Genomic DNA, 15,547 nt, shown 5'->3' with positions numbered 1-15,547 from the left:
CGCCAACTGCGATGGTTTGGTGGATCATCCCGGCCGTTCCGAAGGAGCGGTATCCAAGGGCGCAATTATACGTCGCCAGGGCGACGTTCTTGCTCTCAGCCGTGGCGGCGCCTCCGCTCTCGACGAACCCGTTGAACTCGTTGGCAATCGGGAGCTCAGAGCGAGGTGGCCGTTCCTCACTTCTCCGTCAGCCTCATCACCCGTGGCTCCGGCCGCAGCGCAGTGCTGTCTGCGGCATATCGGCATTGCGCGAAGATGGCGTACCAACGGGAAGCCCGAACGATTGACTACACCCGCAAGACTGGACTTCTTCACGAGGAGTTCGTCATCCCGGACAACGCACCAGAATGGTTGCAGTCGATGATCACCGATCGCTCGGTCTCCGACGCAGCGGAAGCATTCTGGAACAAGGTCGAGGATTTCGAGAAGCGCTCCGACGCCCAGCTTGCCAAGGAGGTCACAATCGCGCTGCCGATCGAGCTGACGTCTGCACAAAACATTGCTCTCGTCCGTGACTTCGTGGAGCAGCACATCAGCGCCAAGGGAATGGTGGCGGACTGGGTTTATCACGACGCGCCGGGCAATCCGCATGTCCACTTGATGACGACGCTGCGGCCCCTGACGCAACAGGGTTTCGGCGCCAAGAAGGTCGCCGTCCTTGGGCCGGACGGCTATCCAATCCGCAATGACGCCGGCAAGATTGTTTACGAGCTTTGGGCCGGAAGTCTCGACGACTTCAACGCCTTGCGCGACGGGTGGTTCGCCTGCCAAAACCGCCATCTGACGCTTGCCGGCCTCGACATTCGCATCGATGGCCGTTCTTTCGAGAAGCAGGGTATCGAGCTCGCTCCGACCCTCCACCTCGGCGCCGGCACGAAGGCGATCGAGCGGAAAGCGACGGCAGAGGCGAAGACGCTTTCGCTCGAGCGTCTGCAGCTACAAGAGGACCTGCGGTGCGCGAATGCCCGGCGCCTTCAGCGTCGACCGGAGATCGTGCTCGACCTGATCACGCGAGAAAGGAGCGTGTTCGATGAACGCGACGTGGCAAAGATCCTGCATCGCTATGTTGACGATCCCGCGGTTTTCCGGAGCCTGATGGCGCGCATCCTGCAGAGCCCCGAGACACTCCAACTCGAACGCGAACGAACCGCTTTTGCCACCGGCATCCGGGCTCCGGCAAAATACACGACGCGCGCGCTGATCCGGCTCGAAGCGGAGATGGCAAACCGTGCGATCTGGCTCTCAAGGCGATCCTCGCATCGGCTTCGGGAAGCGGTGCTGGAGACGACGTTGGCGCGCCATTCGCGCCTGTCGGACGAACAGAAAACGGCGATCGAGCATGTTGCGAAAGCCGGTCGGATCGCCGCTGTAATCGGTCGCGCCGGTGCGGGCAAGACGACCATGATGAAAGCGGCGCGGGAGGCGTGGGAAGCGGCCGGCTACCGGGTGGTCGGCGGCGCGCTTGCAGGCAAGGCGGCGGAGGGTCTGGAGAAGGAAGCGGGCATCATCTCCCGCACGCTGTCGGCGTGGGAGCTGCGTTGGAGCCAAGGTCGCAACCAGCTTGACGCCGGGACGGTCTTCATTCTCGACGAGGCGGGCATGGTCGCGTCCAGACAGATGGCATGCTTCATTGAGGCCGCGACGAGGACGGGGGCAAAACTCGTCCTTGTTGGCGATCCGGAACAGCTTCAGCCGATCGAAGCGGGCGCGGCGTTCCGCGCAATCGCCGATCGCATCGGCTATGCCGAGCTCGAAACCATCTATCGTCAGCGTGAACAGTGGATGCGCGATGCGTCCCTCGATCTCGCCCGGGGCAATGTCGGCAAGGCTGTTGAGGCTTACCGTGCCAACGGCAGGATGATCGGAGCTGAGCTAAAGGCTGAAGCTGTGCGGAACCTTATCGTCGACTGGAACCGGGACTACGATCCGACGAAGACCACTTTGATCCTCGCTCATCTTCGCCGCGACGTACGCATGCTCAATGAGATGGCCCGGTCCAAACTCGTCGAGCGTGGCATCGTTGGCGAAGGCTTTGCTTTCCGAACCGCGGATGGAAACCGCAACTTTGCGGCCGGTGACCAGATCGTTTTCCTTAAGAACGAAGGCTCGCTCGGCGTCAAAAACGGCATGCTCGGAAAGATCGTCGAAGCTTCGCCGAACCGCGTTGTCGCGGAAATCGGTGAAGGCGAGCACCACCGCCAGGTGATCATCGAACAGCGCTTCTACAACAATCTTGACCACGGCTATGCCACCACAATTCACAAGAGCCAGGGCGCAACGGTGGACCGGGTGAAGGTGCTCGCGTCGCTTTCCCTCGACAGGCATCTGGTCTATGTCGCCATGACCCGTCACCGCGACAATCTCGACGTCTATTACGGCGCCCGATCCTTTGCCAGGGCCGGCGGACTGATCCAGGTTCTGTCACGGAAGAATTCGAAGGAAACCACGCTCGATTACGAGAAGGCCACCTTTTATCGGCAGGCGCTACGCTTCGCCGAAGCCCGCGGCCTGCACCTCCTCAATGTCGCCCGTACGATCGCTCGCGACCGGCTCGCCTGGACGGCCCGGCAGAGCTCCAGGCTTGCCGATCTGGCTCACCGTCTCGTTCGGATCGGCCGCAAGCTCGGGCTCGCCGCCGGCACCAATCCAATCAACTCGCAAAGGAGCAAGGAGACCAGGCCCATGGTTGCCGGTATCGCGACACATCCGGAATCGGTGGAGCAAGCAGTCGCCGACAAGCTCGCAGCAGACCCCGGCTTGAAGAAGCAGTGGGACGATGTGTCGACCCGCTTCCATCTGGTCTATGCGCATCCGGCAGCCGCGTTCAAGGCGGTGAACATCGACGTCATGCTGAAGGACGAGACCGTCGCCAAAGCGACGCTCTCTAAAATCGCCACGCAGCCGGACAGCTACGGTGCACTTAAAGGCAAGACTGGTTTGCTCGCAAGCCGCGCCGACAGGCAGGACCGCGAGAGGGCGGAACGCAACGTTCCGGCTCTGGTCCAGAGCCTCGATGGTTACATGCGTCAGCGCGGCAGCGCCGAACGACGCTACCGGGCCGAGGAATTGGAAGCCCGCCGCAAGGTAGCGATCGACATCCCGGCGCTCTCTCCAGGCGCCCGGCAAATACTGGAGCGCGTGCGTGATGCCATTGACCGCAATGATCTTTCCGCTGCGCTCGAGTTCGCACGCGCCGACCGGCATGTGAAAGCTGAACTCGACGGATTCGCAAATGCGGTCGACGCGCGCTTCGGCAAACGCACCTTCCTTCCACTGAGCGCCAGGGACACAAACGGAGACACCTTCACGTCGGTCACGGCAGGCATGAATCCGGGCCAGAGGCTGGAAGTCGAATCGGCATGGAAAGCAATGCGCACGGTGCAGCAACTCAGTGCCCATGAGCGCACGACCGAGGCCTTGAAGCTTTCAGAAACATTGCGCCTGAGCAAGGGCCAGGGGCTCTCGCTGAGATGAGCATTCCACTCCTTCAAACAGCGCCGACGAGACGACGCCGTACGCCATTCCTCCTTGGCTTGGCGATGGCCCCTTTACTTTTTCTTGGTGCAATCTCGGTCGCCTGGTTCGGTGGCTATCGCATCAATCTCACGCCGAGCGAGCCGCTCGGTCTCTGGCGCTTTGTCAAACTGGATCGGCCAGCCGCCGTTGGCGATCTCGTCTTGGTTTGCCCGCCTCAAACCGCGGCCATGCAAGAGGCGCGAAGGCGCGGTTACCTTCGCGCCGGGTTGTGTCCTGGCGACGTCGCGCCGCTCATCAAGACAGTCATCGCCGTTGCGGGACAACGGGTCGACGTCTGCGTCGGCGTCTCGGTGAACGGCCATCCGATTCCCTCCTCCGGTCTAGCGCAACGAGACGGACAGGGGCGACCTATGACCGAGTTCCCCGGCGGAATTGTGCCGGCAAACTACGTCTTCCTGCACTCGCGGTTCGCCAGCTCCTATGACTCTCGCTACTTCGGCCCCGTCCCGGCTTCCGGCATCCTCGGCCTGGCGCAAGAAGTCCTGACCTATGCGCCGTAACCGCCTCCAACCGGTTTTGCTGATCATCACCGCAACTGCCGCCGGGGCGGGCGGTTGGAGCGGCCACCCCGCGCTCCTGCCGGTGGCGCTGGCGTTCCCGACCCTTTGGTCGCAGGCTCGCACGAGACTTGCGGCGGCTCTTGTCGCGGGAGGATACTTTTTGGCGGCATCAAGTGGCCTGCCGCAGGGAGTGATGGCCTTCTACTCGGCTGATCTCTGGCCGGGCTTGCTGCTCTGGCTGTTGGCATCCGCGAGCTTTGTTGCTGTTCATGCCGTGCTCTGGACGAAGCGCTCGGGCGTCCGTCCGCTTCGCCAACTGGCGGCGATCGCCCTTATGTCGGTTCCACCCTTTGGCATCACCGGTTGGGCGCATCCTGTAACGGCCGCCGGCATTCTGTTTCCCGAATGGGGCTGGTGGGGACTGGCTGCAACGACAATCGGTCTCATGGGCCTTGCAACCCGGATGTGGCCGCCTATCGCGATCACCTTCGCAAGTTTTTGGCTTTGGTCCGCCACAAACTGGACCGACCCAAAACTGCCCGATGGTTGGCAGGGCGTCGACCTTGAACTCGGGCGGTCGCTCGGGCGCGACGCCAGCATTCAGCGGCACCTTGATCTGATTGCAATAGTGAAGAACCACGCATCTGGTGGCATTCGGAATGTCGTTCTGCCCGAAAGCGCATTGGGTTTTTGGACGGCGACCACCAAACGGCTCTGGCTAAGGGCTCTGCGGGGCACGAATATCGCGGTGATTGCCGGCGCCGCCACCGTCGACGCTAACGGATACGACAATGTGCTCGTCACTCTGTCTGCCGACGGCGGCAGGATCACCTATCGCGAGCGGATGCCTGTACCAGGGTCGATGTGGCAACCTTGGCGGTCGTTGCTCGGTGAGACCGGCGGTGCGCGGGCGCATTTCTTTGCCAATCCGATCGTCACTATCGGACCCAGCCGCGCGGCATCACTTATCTGCTACGAGCAGCTCATTGTGTGGCCGTTACTGCAATCGATGCTCTACGACCCGGATCTAATCGTCGCGGTTGGGAACGGATGGTGGGCCAAAGGGACATCCATCGTAGCAGTCCAACGAGCCAGCGCCGTCGCCTGGGCCAAGCTCTTCGCAAAACCGCTTGTTCTTTCCTTCAACACCTGATCGCCAAGGAGACGTCATGCTAGAAGCTGTCCTGGTTGAAGAATGCGCGGATCCCTCACTTAAGCCCGCGATAGTCGAGCAGTTTGTGGTGGCCGCAGGCTCCGTTGATCCTCTCTCCATCACCGTCAAATCCGGCGGCCGGTTGATACTGTTGCCGAAGATAACATCGGCCGATGAGGCAATGGCGATCGTTCGGGAGTATTCTGACAGGGCAGTAGTCCGCGTCGGGCTAACCCAGTTTCCGGTCCGCGTTGGAGAACCCGCCGATCTGAACCCTGACCTGTTCGACGCCTGCGAAAATCTTCGCAAAGGCACGGCGACGTTCGCCAGGATCCTGAGGATCGTCGCCAAGTGGTACGGTAGCCCCGCAAGCGAAGATGCTTTCCCTCAGATCTTCGATGACGCGGTCCACGCGTGGAAGACCGGTGAATTCGAGGGCGTGAGCGTGTTTCAAGCTCCTGATCCGGGAGAACCTATCGAGCTTCCGCAGCAGAGCGGAGTACGTCCAGTCGAGGGGCCCGCAGCGACATCAATCAACGATCGGGCAGAGGAAACACAGGCGGTTGAGCGCTCGGGCATTCGAATCGATCTGTCCCGCATCGGCGGAAATTGACCTTCGCTCTGGTAGTGTAGGGGACATCAGTGAATAATTCCGCTCCTTTAGCGGCATACAGATGACGCCCACCTTTAAAGATCGCCCGTTCATGATCTCTGACAAGCGACCAGGCGCGTTTCGGGAAGAGCGCCACCGCAAGTCATACTGAGCCCAACGCGGGCTGGGATGAGCCAATTAGCGAGATTTCGTCACAAGTTCGGCTGGCTCGACACCCAAAGCGGCGGCGATCTGCCCGAGGACGGTCACGGTGGCCGAGACATCGGCGCGCTCGATCGACCCGATATAGCGCGCGCTCAGTCCCGATTGAACCGCCAGTTCCTCCTGCGTCAGTTGTTTGACATGACGAATCCGACGCAGATTGATCGCCATGACTTCGTTGAGTTCCACCGCCTGATCCAAACCCAAAAGGAACGATCGTTCCAGGAACGATAGTTCCTATTTTTTGTCACATGTGATATTGCGATGTCCATCCTGTCACCTGCTAGTTGGGTTTTGGGGGTAGCATGATGGTCTGCACGACAGGTCGAGCACTCATGACCATGTCGGTCTAATGCTCACGACGACTGTGTTTTTGAGCGGCGAATGCTCAGGTTGGGGAGAAGCGAATGCATACAGGGAACTCATCCGAGACGAACGACGAAGAAGAGCCGACCGCTCCCTGCTTCGTTTCATTGCAAAAGTCGGATCTAGAGGTGCTCGCAGTTTCTGCAATTCGTGAGCACCGCCGCTTAATCGCGGCCGACGAAGGTGTTTATGAGGAATGGGCTCGCGCAACCACCGACCCTTCTGTTCCGGCAGCCGTACTCAAGAGCTTGCAGGATGAGTATGTCGCGCGTCAGAAGAAATCCGAAGCCCAGCAGGATGAACTTTCGAAAATCATCGACGCGCTTGGCTACGTCCCTGATCTTTCCTTGGAGGGCGAGCAATGAAGCTCAGACCAGTCCGTGATCTCTGGCAATCGCTACCAAATGAGGAACGGATTGCGCTCCGAGCTTGCGGCGCGCGTTATCGAGATAGTGCTGGACCGTTCGCGGCTTGATCCCGGTGATCTTTGCCGTCTCCGGGCCATTTTTACCCTTCATCGCCCACATAAGGCACATGGCTTCTCTTGGCGAAAGCATCGTTTTCGGACTGACAATTGTGACCGCGGCTAAAATCTTCAGGCGATAATGGATCACAAGGACAGCCTGTATTGCATCTTGCGCGTCCTGGAGTTTCGAAACGTCAGCCTTCCTCTCCGAAGACGCAAAAGTCAGCATCATCTTGGAACCGAAACTCCCTTCAACGGGAACCGTCACTCCGCTGCGAATACCGTGCGCGACTGCCTGGTCTTTGAAACGCCTAAGCTCCGATCTTCCACGAGCCGGCCAATCGTCGACCGTCCAGGAAAACACATTCATGCGACGCTTGGCTTCAGTGATCACCGGATCGATGATCGAGTAGCGGCTGCCGAGGTAAATGTCCTGCCATTCCTCTGGGTAGGAGTTGAATGTCTGAACATCATCGCCCTGGGTTTGCAGATACGCAAAACGCTCAAAACCATGAGCGTTGGCGAAGCTGAGCACTGCACTTTTTATCATTCGTTCATCATTTGCAGCTTCTGTCATGTCGATTAACAGGCGAAGTTCCGTTTGCATTGAATACTCCTTCTGTTCCTGCGCCGTTGCGAAGGGGCCCTTCGTCGCATCGTTTGCGCGCCACTGATGGCGCGATTGTCTAGTAGGCCAGCGGGCCACGGGCCCCGGGTGATCACCCATGCCGTTCTTCCTGAGGTTTACCGCGCACAATTTGCCACACGTTTTCCGAGCATTCAACCTCTCGCTAACTAGGTGGAAAGAGCACTTCTTGGGGGCCTTCGCAGAGCAGGGAGATGCGCCGGATGCGGAGGCCACCATCAATGGCCATTATAAACCGACGGAAAAACAATATCTTGATCAACGAGAATATTGAACTTGTAGCCAGGACGGATACGGATCGTCGGCTGCACATTGAGGTTCTTTGAGATCGTCTGTTCCGCCACCCGACCAAAGCTTTCCGCGAAATTACGCCTTGCAGCGTCTGAGGCGGTGTCCTGCGTTGCAAGCGTTGAACTCTCTGGCAACGACATATCGATACCGGTTCCGATTATTGCGACTAGAGCCGCGGAACCGAAGGTCCGCCACAGATGACGGTCGACCTTATCCTTGAAGCCGCCATATCCTTCGGCGTCTGTGCCGGCCATGCCGCCAATCTGCAGCGTTGAACCGTTGGGAAAGATCAAATCGGTCCAGACGACCAGAACCCGCTCTTGGCCGAAGGATAACTTCGAATCATAGCGCCCCAGGAGTTTGGCTCCCTGCGGAATGAGCAGTCTGTAGCCGGTAGCGCTGTCATAGACGTTCTGGCTGACCTGAGCAGCAATGCGTCCTGGCAAATCGGAATTGAGGCCAGTGATCAATGTGGCCGGAATAACCGAGCCGCGTTTCAATTCGTAAGATGACAACTGCGGTACAACCTGGTTCGGCAGGTAGCCAAGATCCTTGATTTCCTTATTAAAAAACTCCTCCTTGGATATCTGGCCGTTCGGGTCGACTTGCTGGCTTATCAGGCCCGATTTCATAGCAGCTGCATGTAGGTCTGAGGCACCCTTCGCTTCGAGATTTCTAGACTGACGAGTGTTGGCGTGATTTGTTGAATTCTTGATATCGGAAACGTCCACCTTCAGCGGAGAATCGAGCGCGGTCGCATGGGCTTGGAGGCGAGCCATTCGTTGGCGATGGGCCTCGCGTATATACTGCTCATCCTGCTCTCGCTTCAGGCGAGCCTTCCACTCCTCTTCGGATTCAAGCTTAGGTCGTCGCTCCTTTCGTTCCCCAGGCCTTCTTTCAACAACGGATTCTTGCGTGTCGACCTTGTGAACGACTGGCGTCGGCTGGAAAGCCTCGCGTTCAACTGGCTCTCCGATGATACCGTCCGTTACACCCCGTTTGAGTTGCTCGCCGAAGCTAGTCGCCGGAGTATTGGAGATGCTTTGGGTGTCGTCGCCACGCTTGAGGGAGACCCCGCGCCACGACAGGCCAATCACAACGACGGCGAAAAAAAGCACGATGACAGTGATGGCAACGAAGATCGGCAGGCGGTTGAGGCGGCGCATGGCCTTCTGATCGTCGGCATGACTGGACGCGCCGAGCTGAAGCGACTGGACCATATCCATTCTCCGTCAGTTGCGCTGCAAGATCGACAGCGGACTAGCGGGCATGGCGCCGGCCCCAGTCGGCGTGTAAGCTCGCCCGAACGCAATGGAAGGCGTCGAGAGTCGAGCCAGAATCTGTCCGTCGAAGCTCTCGGCTGCATATGCAAGCTCGACGGGCTTGATGCCCCTGACCAATTTCTTGTCGGTGACGACCGTGTAGCCCCACCCCTTTAAGGCTGCTTCGAGGGCTATCGCGAACTCGGAGGTATCCTTGTCCATTCTGATTGTTGTCGTAGCTGTGGCAGGGCCGATTTGCTCGGCAAGACGGCTCACCATGTCGCCGGCGATGGCGCTCGCGGCCGGTCCGGTGACTGCTCCCGCATCTGAGCTGGGACGCAAGCCCTGATCCGCCGTTTGACAACCAGACAAAAGCGCGGCGGCAATCACAGTCGAAAGAAGATTCTGCATCGTTCAGCTTCCCCGCCGAATGATGATCTTCTGCTGCCTCCAACCGACCCCGGAAACGAGGATCGCCTTGTCGACTGCATAGTCCACGATCATCATGTCGTTCTTCATTCTATAGTTGACAATGCGATTTTGACCGCCGGAAACGACGAAGAGGACCGGCGCGTCCTGACCGAAAATCGACCTTGGAAAATGGATGTATGTCTTCACCCCATCCGAATAGACCCGCTTCGGCTTCCATGACGCTTGGCCGCTGATTGAATAGGAAAAGTCTAGCTTGTCGGGCGCGGCACCTGGAATGCCGCCGGCCTCGAGGCGAGCATTGATGTCCGAGAGCTTGGTCGATACGTCTTCGGGATATTCGAAGCCAATGCGCGCCATGTACTGGCTGGGATGGGACTTGAGCTGGATGTGATAGGTTCGCCGGGAGGTCGTGACCACCATCGAGGTGAGAAGGTTGGGCTCCGAAGGTTTGACGACCAGATGAATCGCCTGTCCCCCTGTTGCTCCCGAAATCGCAGGCTCCACCTTCCAGCGCACCGTGTCACCGACGAGAACATCGCGAACGATCTCCCCACCTTGGAGCTCTATGTCGCAGACCTGTAGGGGCGAGCAAACCACAGAAGGCTGGGTTTCCCCGAACAGGAAAATCACTTTTCCGTCCGGTCCTTTCGTGACCAGCCCTGGCGTGCCACGCCACTTGCTCGAAATCTTCGTTCCCTTCACCTCGTTGGTTGTCATATTTTGTGCCTGCGCGCCACTGACAAAGACGAGTCCGGCTAGGCAGCCGGCGACCGTGAGCAATCGAGTTTTTTGCATTGAGAAGTCCCCTGCCTTATAGCTGCGCCGTCCAGTCGAAATCTGTGACATAGAGGCCGATCGGATTAAGACGGATCGTCGCCTCATCCTGCGGTGCGGTAAGCGCGACCGTTGCAATGCCCCGAAAGCGGCGCGTCCCGGTTTCCTTGCCCTTCCGGTCCCGCTCGTATTCCGTCCAGTCGATCTGATAGGTCTGGTTCGAGAGGGCCACAATATTGTTGACCTCGATGGCAACTGTTGAAGATCTGGCCTTCTCGAACGGGGAGTTGCTTCGGAACCAATCGTTGATTTTTTGAGTGGACGGATCGGAGGTGCGTAGAAGCGCATAGGTGCGGTCGATGTATTGCTTCTGCACCACGGCATCCGGGGTGACGCTGCGAAAGCTCGTGACGAAGTTGCCTAGAGTGGCGCGTACTACGCGGGCGTCGGCATATTCGATCTGCTCGGGGAAGCCAGACGCAACCGAAGTTCCAAGCCTATCGACTTCCACGATATAGGGCACCAGCCTGACCTGAGTGCTGAGGTACAAAGCGTAGCTGAAACCTACGAGGGCCAAGGCAAGACTGAGTATGCCGACAACGCGCCATGCGGCTGCGGCCTTCACATAGGAGCCATATCGCTCGGTCCATTCCTGGCGAGCGGCAAGATAGGGATTTTCAGGCGTGCGGTTTACTGCCATCTTCCTTCGCTTCCTGATTACGGGATTTCGTTGCGCTCGGGAGGGATTCGCTAAGCCCACTGCGTTGCTCGTCGAGCTTTGCGTTGGCTAGTCCGAGAATGGATCCGGCATAGGCACCGGGAGCGCCGATTGCCTTTTCCTTGGCAGCGGACCCCACAGCGCGTCCTGCCGACCCGATTCCGGCACCCACACTTCGAAGAGCCGCACCTGCGACGGATGAACCCGCTGCTCGTGCGAACTTTCCCGCTTCAAAGCCAGCGCCGGCCGCACCGGCGGCGAGGAAGCCCGCACCGGCGGCGAACGATGCCGCCTGTCCGCCATGGCGGATCGCTTCCATTCCTCCGCTGACGGACGCGCCCTGGACGACACCCTGAAGAATGGTCGGCACATACATTGCGATGATGAAGACCACGACGGAAATACCGGCGATCGCTAAGGCAGTTACGAATTTATCGGATGATGCGGTGGGGGCTTGCGCGAGGCCAAGCAGGACGCTCGATCCTATCTTGGCGATCATCACCAGGGCCATGAGCTTCATGCCGACGCCGAAAGCATAGATCAGGTACCGAACAGCAAAGTCCTTGGTGAAGGACGAGCCGCCCAGTCCGAGCATGATCATACCGGCGAGGAGGCCAACATACATCTCGACCATGACCGACACGAAAATGGCTGCGACAAGCGAGAAGCAAATGACGACGACGCCCATCGCCAATACCGCCGCGATCGCCAAGGCATTATCCTCAAAGACGCCAAACTGTACCTGTTGCGACATTTGCGAGGCTACGCGGATACCGGCGTCGAATACTTCAGCAGGTGAAGCTGAATCGCTGTCCGCACCAATCTGGAAAAGACTGTCGACGACGGCTCTCGCAAAAGTTGGACCTTGCTCCAGAATAAATGCGAAGAAGCCGACGAACATAATACGCCGCACCAGCTCGGCGAACCAGCTGTCCAGCGACGCGGCCTGAGTGGCGAGCCAGACGGCCGCTATACCAATCTCGATTGCCGCCAGAATCCAAAATAGGGATCGTGCGGCATTCATAATGGTGGTCTCCCACCCCTTCGCAGCGGACGAGACTTGGTTTTCCAGTTCCGTGAGGACGTGTCCCTCTTGTGCGAAAGCGGGTGCTGAATAGGCTATGCATAAAAGTCCGGCAATCAGGAACGGACGAGTTACCTTCACCATCTCGGACGCATCTCCTGACCATCTTTGATCGGCGGCAGCTCCTTTCCGGTGCCGAAGAATCTCTCCCGAGCACTGCGTTGCTGCTCAGTGAGGGAAGATTTGAGCGTGTCTCTGGGGTTGATTATCAGCACTGTCGCTGCCGACGATGCTACGGCGACAGCCAACAACAAGGCAACAAGGACGGCGCGGCTCACCAGCGGGGCTCCATCTTCTGCCCCTCCGGAATACTCTTCACCTCGGCTCTGAAGAACTTTTCCCGCCTCGCCTGAGCCAGATCCTTATCGGTCTGCTCGGTCTGTAGCCAGGTTCCCATTAGCGTCATCTGTTGTGAGACGAGACCGCGAAGCTTCTGCATCTGCGCCACCTGCTGAGCGGCGATCTGGTGTCCGATCTGCAGCGCCTTCATCTGGCCATCCGCCGTTTCGGACATTGACCGAAGGGAGGACATTGCGCTTTCCTCGCTCTCGAACTGATCGGCCGTGAGACTTGCCGCCTTTAACGTGCTGGCGATCGTGTCGCGGTTGGTGTCCGACCAGGTTTGATAGGTCGCGGAGAACGTCTCATTGGCCGGCAGGTTTGTTCTTAGGTCGGCATAGCTTGCAAACCGCTGCTGCAGCACATCGTCAGCATTGCCCATCGAGAAGGCTATGCTCTGCCCTTGGTCGACGATGCTACGGAGCCGATTGAGATCGTTCTCGACCTGCCCCCACATGTGCGATGGCAGGGCGGCCGTGTTCTGCAGCAGATTCCGATAGATGTTCAGCTGTGTTTCGATCTGTTGGGATAGCTGGCTAATCTGGGTGAGTTGGTTCTGAATTTGCTCACCAGATTGACCTACAAGGGACACCAGTTCTGCGTTGTTGAGTACTTGCGTCCACTCCGTTGCCGCACCGGTAGCCGTGCCGGCGTGAACCGGCAGGGCAGCGACGATTGTCATCGAAGCGACCATGGAACCAGCGAACCAACTATTTTTTGAGTATCGCTGCGGCATCTTGAACTCCTCTCGTTTCAAGCCAGTGGATTGGCCAATCGCGGCCATGCTCGGATTTGAGTGCGCGGATGCGCTTCAAATCCTCTTTCCCCGATGCCCCCACGAAACTGAGTGCCACGGGACCAAGAGCCATTTCGAAAAGCCGTCGGCCTTCCGGAGTGGCGACGTAGTACTCTCGCTTCGGAATGGCGATCGAAACGATCTCAATCTGTCTTTCGTTGAAGCCGATCCGTTCGTAGAACTCGCGCGTCCCCGGCTCCCGAGCAGCGCCGTTTGGAAGGCAGATCTTTGTGGGGCAGGATTCCTTGAGCACATCAATGATGCCGGAGCGCTCAGCGTCCGAGATCGACTGCGTAGCAAGCACCACGGCGCAATTCGCCTTGCGAAGCACTTTCAGCCACTCGCGGATCTTGCTACGGAAAATCGGATGGCCGAGCATGAGCCATGCTTCATCCAAAATGATCAGGCTTGGCGAGCCATCCAGGCGTTTCTCGATCCGGCGGAAGATATAGGTGAGCACAGGCACCAGGTTGCGCTCACCCATGTTCATGAGCTGCTCGATTTCGAAAGTTTGCAAGGCGCCAAGCGTCAGCCCATCCTCTTCAGCATCAAGTAACTGGCCCATCGGACCGTCGACGGTGTAGTGATGAAGTGCGTCCTTAATCTCGCGCATCTGAACGCCGCTAACGAAATCCGACAGCGAGCGCCCCGTCGCGCTGGCCATAAGTGAGACTTGATGGGAAATGGCATTGCGATGGTCGGGGGTGATGATGACGCCCTGCAGGGCGATCAGCATCTCGATCCATTCCGTCGCCCACGCCCGATCAGCGTCACTTTTCAGTTCGGATAGAGGGCAGAAGGCCAGAGCGTTCCTCTCTTCCGCATCGTCGCCGCAGAGATCATAGTGATAGCCACCCGCTGCAAGCGTTAGAGAAAGCAGCGAATTCCCTTTGTCAAAAGCAAAGATCTGGGCGCGGTCATAACGGCGAAACTGCGCCGCTATCAGCGCCAGCAGCGTAGATTTGCCTGACCCCGTCGGGCCGAAGACCAGCGTATGGCCGACATCATCGACGTGCAGGTTCAGCCGAAATGGCGTGGAACCGCTGGCGACCTGCATCAGTGGGGGCGAGTTCGGCGGATAGTAGGGGCATGGTGCAACGGCGTTGCCGGACCAGACCGAATTGAGAGGAATGAGATCAGCTAAGTTACTGGTGTTGATCAGCGGTTCACGGATGTTGCAGTACCAGTTGCCCGGCAGGCTGCCGAGATAAGCGTCGGTCGCGTTGAGTGTCTCAATTCTCGCACCAAATCCTTCGGCCTGAACCAGTCGGCGCACAGATTCGGCCTTCTCCTGCAGCGTGTTCCGATCGTCATCGAACAGCACGACCACAGGCGTGTAGTAGCCATAGGCGACCAGCTGCGACGAGGCTTGGGCGATGGCATCCTCAGTCTCGGCCACCATCAGCATGGCGTCCTGATCCACCGAGCGGCTTTGCGTCTGAAACAGCTGGTCGAAAAACGGCCGCACCTTCTGCTGCCATTTCTTGCGTGTGCGTTCGAGCTTCGCCCGGGCTTCTTCGGCATCGAGAAAGATGAAGCGCGATGACCATCGGTAGGTGAGCGGCATCAGGTCAAGACTGTTCAGGATCCCTGGCCAGCTTTCCGCCGGCAGGCCGTCTATAGCAACGACGCCAAGGAAGCGGTTCTCAACCTTCGGCGTCAGCCCGTGTTCAAGCTCGGCGGTCGCAAGCCAGTCTAGATACATCGGAATATCCGGCAAGCGGACGGGGTGACTCTCGCCTGTTATGCAGAACCGCACGAACTGGAGCAACTCGTCATACCGGGCAACCCGCTCCCCGCCCCTCTTAACCGTTTCGCGCGTTTCCATTCGCTTGATCGAAAGCGTGTTCGCGAAATACTGCTCGATCTCGCGGACGGCGTTCTTGAAGACAAATAGTACCGTGTCCGCGTAGGACTTCTTGCGGCTCTCCTCATCCGAGTAGATGTATTTGCTAAGAGCAGCCTTCCTCGACTCAAGCGGTCTATAGGTCAGTATTAGCGCGTGCTTGCTCTCGAAGTGCCCCTGCGTGTGTGCGAAGTGCGCGCGGCGCTCGGCATCGATCGCACGCGTTACCGGGTCAGGGAAATGGCAGTGGTCGTCAGATGGATAGTCGACTGTCGGAATGCGGATCGCCTCGACCTGAATCATCCACCCACTTCCAAGGCGCGACAGGACCGAATTGATCTGCCTCGATAATTCATTGCGTTCGAGGTCAGTGGCGCTTTCGCAGTCCGGTCCAGCAAAGTACCAGCCGGCCATCAGGCTTCCGTCCTTCAGGAGGAGAACGCCGTTATCGACCAGGCCGGCATAAGGGACCAGATCGGCGAAGGACGGACCGGTCGCACGGAAACGTTTGAGGGCTACCATT

General features: G+C 58.7%; 15 protein-coding genes. 5 read left to right on the top strand and 10 right to left on the bottom strand.

Going from position 1 to position 15,547, the window contains the following annotated elements:
• Positions 1–165 precede the first annotated feature (165 nt).
• From traA to FB009_RS07480, 4 genes are read left to right on the top strand one after another with little or no spacing between them, the layout of a single operon-like run.
• A complete protein-coding gene (gene traA / locus FB009_RS07495; RefSeq protein WP_145161510.1) occupies positions 166–3,474 on the top strand; it encodes a Ti-type conjugative transfer relaxase TraA in 3,309 nt (1,102 codons plus the stop codon).
• Entirely contained in the window at positions 3,471–4,037 is a 567-nt protein-coding gene (traF, locus tag FB009_RS07490; RefSeq protein ID WP_018210394.1) for a conjugative transfer signal peptidase TraF, read from the top strand. Before traA ends, traF begins: the two co-directional genes overlap by 4 nt.
• Positions 4,027–5,190, top strand: coding sequence for a conjugal transfer protein TraB (locus tag FB009_RS07485; protein ID WP_011970268.1), 1,164 nt, complete (start codon positions 4,027–4,029; stop codon positions 5,188–5,190). Before traF ends, FB009_RS07485 begins: the two co-directional genes overlap by 11 nt.
• Before the next feature lie 16 nt (positions 5,191–5,206).
• A complete protein-coding gene (locus FB009_RS07480) occupies positions 5,207–5,803 on the top strand; it encodes a TraH family protein (protein ID WP_102045171.1) in 597 nt (198 codons plus the stop codon).
• 177 nt (positions 5,804–5,980) lie between these two features.
• Here FB009_RS07480 and FB009_RS07475 read toward each other — a convergent pair whose 3' ends face one another.
• A complete protein-coding gene (locus tag FB009_RS07475; RefSeq protein WP_011970267.1) occupies positions 5,981–6,193 on the bottom strand; it encodes a helix-turn-helix domain-containing protein in 213 nt (70 codons plus the stop codon).
• A gap of 218 nt (positions 6,194–6,411) precedes the next feature.
• Between FB009_RS07475 and FB009_RS07470 the strand changes: the two genes are divergently transcribed.
• Positions 6,412–6,735: a transcriptional repressor TraM gene (locus FB009_RS07470; protein WP_011970266.1), complete on the top strand. Its 324-nt coding sequence runs from the start codon at positions 6,412–6,414 to the stop codon at positions 6,733–6,735.
• Between the two features lie 3 nt (positions 6,736–6,738).
• Here the strand turns inward: FB009_RS07470 and FB009_RS07465 are convergent, their stop codons facing one another.
• From FB009_RS07465 to FB009_RS07425, 9 genes are all read right to left on the bottom strand, one after another.
• A complete protein-coding gene (locus FB009_RS07465) occupies positions 6,739–7,443 on the bottom strand; it encodes an autoinducer binding domain-containing protein (protein WP_024311808.1) in 705 nt (234 codons plus the stop codon).
• A 257-nt stretch (positions 7,444–7,700) separates the two neighbouring features.
• Positions 7,701–8,993: an IncP-type conjugal transfer protein TrbI gene (gene trbI, locus FB009_RS07460; protein WP_102045169.1), complete on the bottom strand. Its 1,293-nt coding sequence runs from the start codon at positions 8,991–8,993 to the stop codon at positions 7,701–7,703.
• Between the two features lie 12 nt (positions 8,994–9,005).
• Complete coding sequence (trbH, locus tag FB009_RS07455) at positions 9,006–9,446, bottom strand: conjugal transfer protein TrbH (protein WP_011970263.1); 441 nt, start codon at positions 9,444–9,446, stop codon at positions 9,006–9,008.
• 3 nt (positions 9,447–9,449) lie between these two features.
• The gene (trbG, locus tag FB009_RS07450) at positions 9,450–10,262 is read right to left on the bottom strand and encodes a P-type conjugative transfer protein TrbG (RefSeq protein WP_102045168.1); all 813 of its coding nucleotides are present in this window, start codon (positions 10,260–10,262) and stop codon (positions 9,450–9,452) included.
• A 16-nt stretch (positions 10,263–10,278) separates the two neighbouring features.
• A complete protein-coding gene (locus FB009_RS07445; RefSeq protein ID WP_011970261.1) occupies positions 10,279–10,941 on the bottom strand; it encodes a conjugal transfer protein TrbF in 663 nt (220 codons plus the stop codon).
• Positions 10,919–12,127, bottom strand: a complete 1,209-nt coding sequence (gene trbL, locus FB009_RS07440) for a P-type conjugative transfer protein TrbL (protein WP_011970260.1) — start codon at positions 12,125–12,127, stop codon at positions 10,919–10,921. The genes FB009_RS07445 and trbL overlap by 23 nt, the downstream gene beginning before the upstream one ends.
• A complete protein-coding gene (trbK, locus tag FB009_RS07435; RefSeq protein ID WP_011970259.1) occupies positions 12,121–12,321 on the bottom strand; it encodes an entry exclusion protein TrbK in 201 nt (66 codons plus the stop codon). The genes trbL and trbK overlap by 7 nt, the downstream gene beginning before the upstream one ends.
• Positions 12,318–13,118: a P-type conjugative transfer protein TrbJ gene (gene trbJ / locus FB009_RS07430; protein WP_024311807.1), complete on the bottom strand. Its 801-nt coding sequence runs from the start codon at positions 13,116–13,118 to the stop codon at positions 12,318–12,320. The genes trbK and trbJ overlap by 4 nt, the downstream gene beginning before the upstream one ends.
• Complete coding sequence (locus tag FB009_RS07425; protein WP_011970257.1) at positions 13,093–15,546, bottom strand: conjugal transfer protein TrbE; 2,454 nt, start codon at positions 15,544–15,546, stop codon at positions 13,093–13,095. Before FB009_RS07425 ends, trbJ begins: the two co-directional genes overlap by 26 nt.
• Position 15,547: the final 1 nt, after the last annotated feature.

The organism is Sinorhizobium medicae, assembly GCF_007827695.1.
GTDB classification, from domain to species: Bacteria; Pseudomonadota; Alphaproteobacteria; order Rhizobiales; family Rhizobiaceae; genus Sinorhizobium; species Sinorhizobium medicae.
The sequence above is the reverse complement of the archived record's forward strand: the minus strand, read 5'-3'. Positions and strand labels throughout refer to the sequence as shown.

Excerpts from the sequence above, each read along its gene's own strand:
- traF (WP_018210394.1), top strand. The coding sequence starts at position 3,471 with ATGAGCATTCCACTCCTTCAAACAGCGCCGACGAGACGACGCCGTACG.
- FB009_RS07485 (WP_011970268.1), top strand. The coding sequence starts at position 4,027 with ATGCGCCGTAACCGCCTCCAACCGGTTTTGCTGATCATCACCGCAACT.
- FB009_RS07480 (WP_102045171.1), top strand. The coding sequence starts at position 5,207 with ATGCTAGAAGCTGTCCTGGTTGAAGAATGCGCGGATCCCTCACTTAAG.
- FB009_RS07470 (WP_011970266.1), top strand. The coding sequence starts at position 6,412 with ATGCATACAGGGAACTCATCCGAGACGAACGACGAAGAAGAGCCGACC.
- FB009_RS07465 (WP_024311808.1), bottom strand. The coding sequence starts at position 7,443 with ATGCAAACGGAACTTCGCCTGTTAATCGACATGACAGAAGCTGCAAAT.
- trbI (WP_102045169.1), bottom strand. The coding sequence starts at position 8,993 with ATGGTCCAGTCGCTTCAGCTCGGCGCGTCCAGTCATGCCGACGATCAG.
- trbH (WP_011970263.1), bottom strand. The coding sequence starts at position 9,446 with ATGCAGAATCTTCTTTCGACTGTGATTGCCGCCGCGCTTTTGTCTGGT.
- trbG (WP_102045168.1), bottom strand. The coding sequence starts at position 10,262 with ATGCAAAAAACTCGATTGCTCACGGTCGCCGGCTGCCTAGCCGGACTC.
- FB009_RS07445 (WP_011970261.1), bottom strand. The coding sequence starts at position 10,941 with ATGGCAGTAAACCGCACGCCTGAAAATCCCTATCTTGCCGCTCGCCAG.
- trbL (WP_011970260.1), bottom strand. The coding sequence starts at position 12,127 with ATGGTGAAGGTAACTCGTCCGTTCCTGATTGCCGGACTTTTATGCATA.
- trbJ (WP_024311807.1), bottom strand. The coding sequence starts at position 13,118 with ATGCCGCAGCGATACTCAAAAAATAGTTGGTTCGCTGGTTCCATGGTC.
- FB009_RS07425 (WP_011970257.1), bottom strand. The coding sequence starts at position 15,546 with ATGGTAGCCCTCAAACGTTTCCGTGCGACCGGTCCGTCCTTCGCCGAT.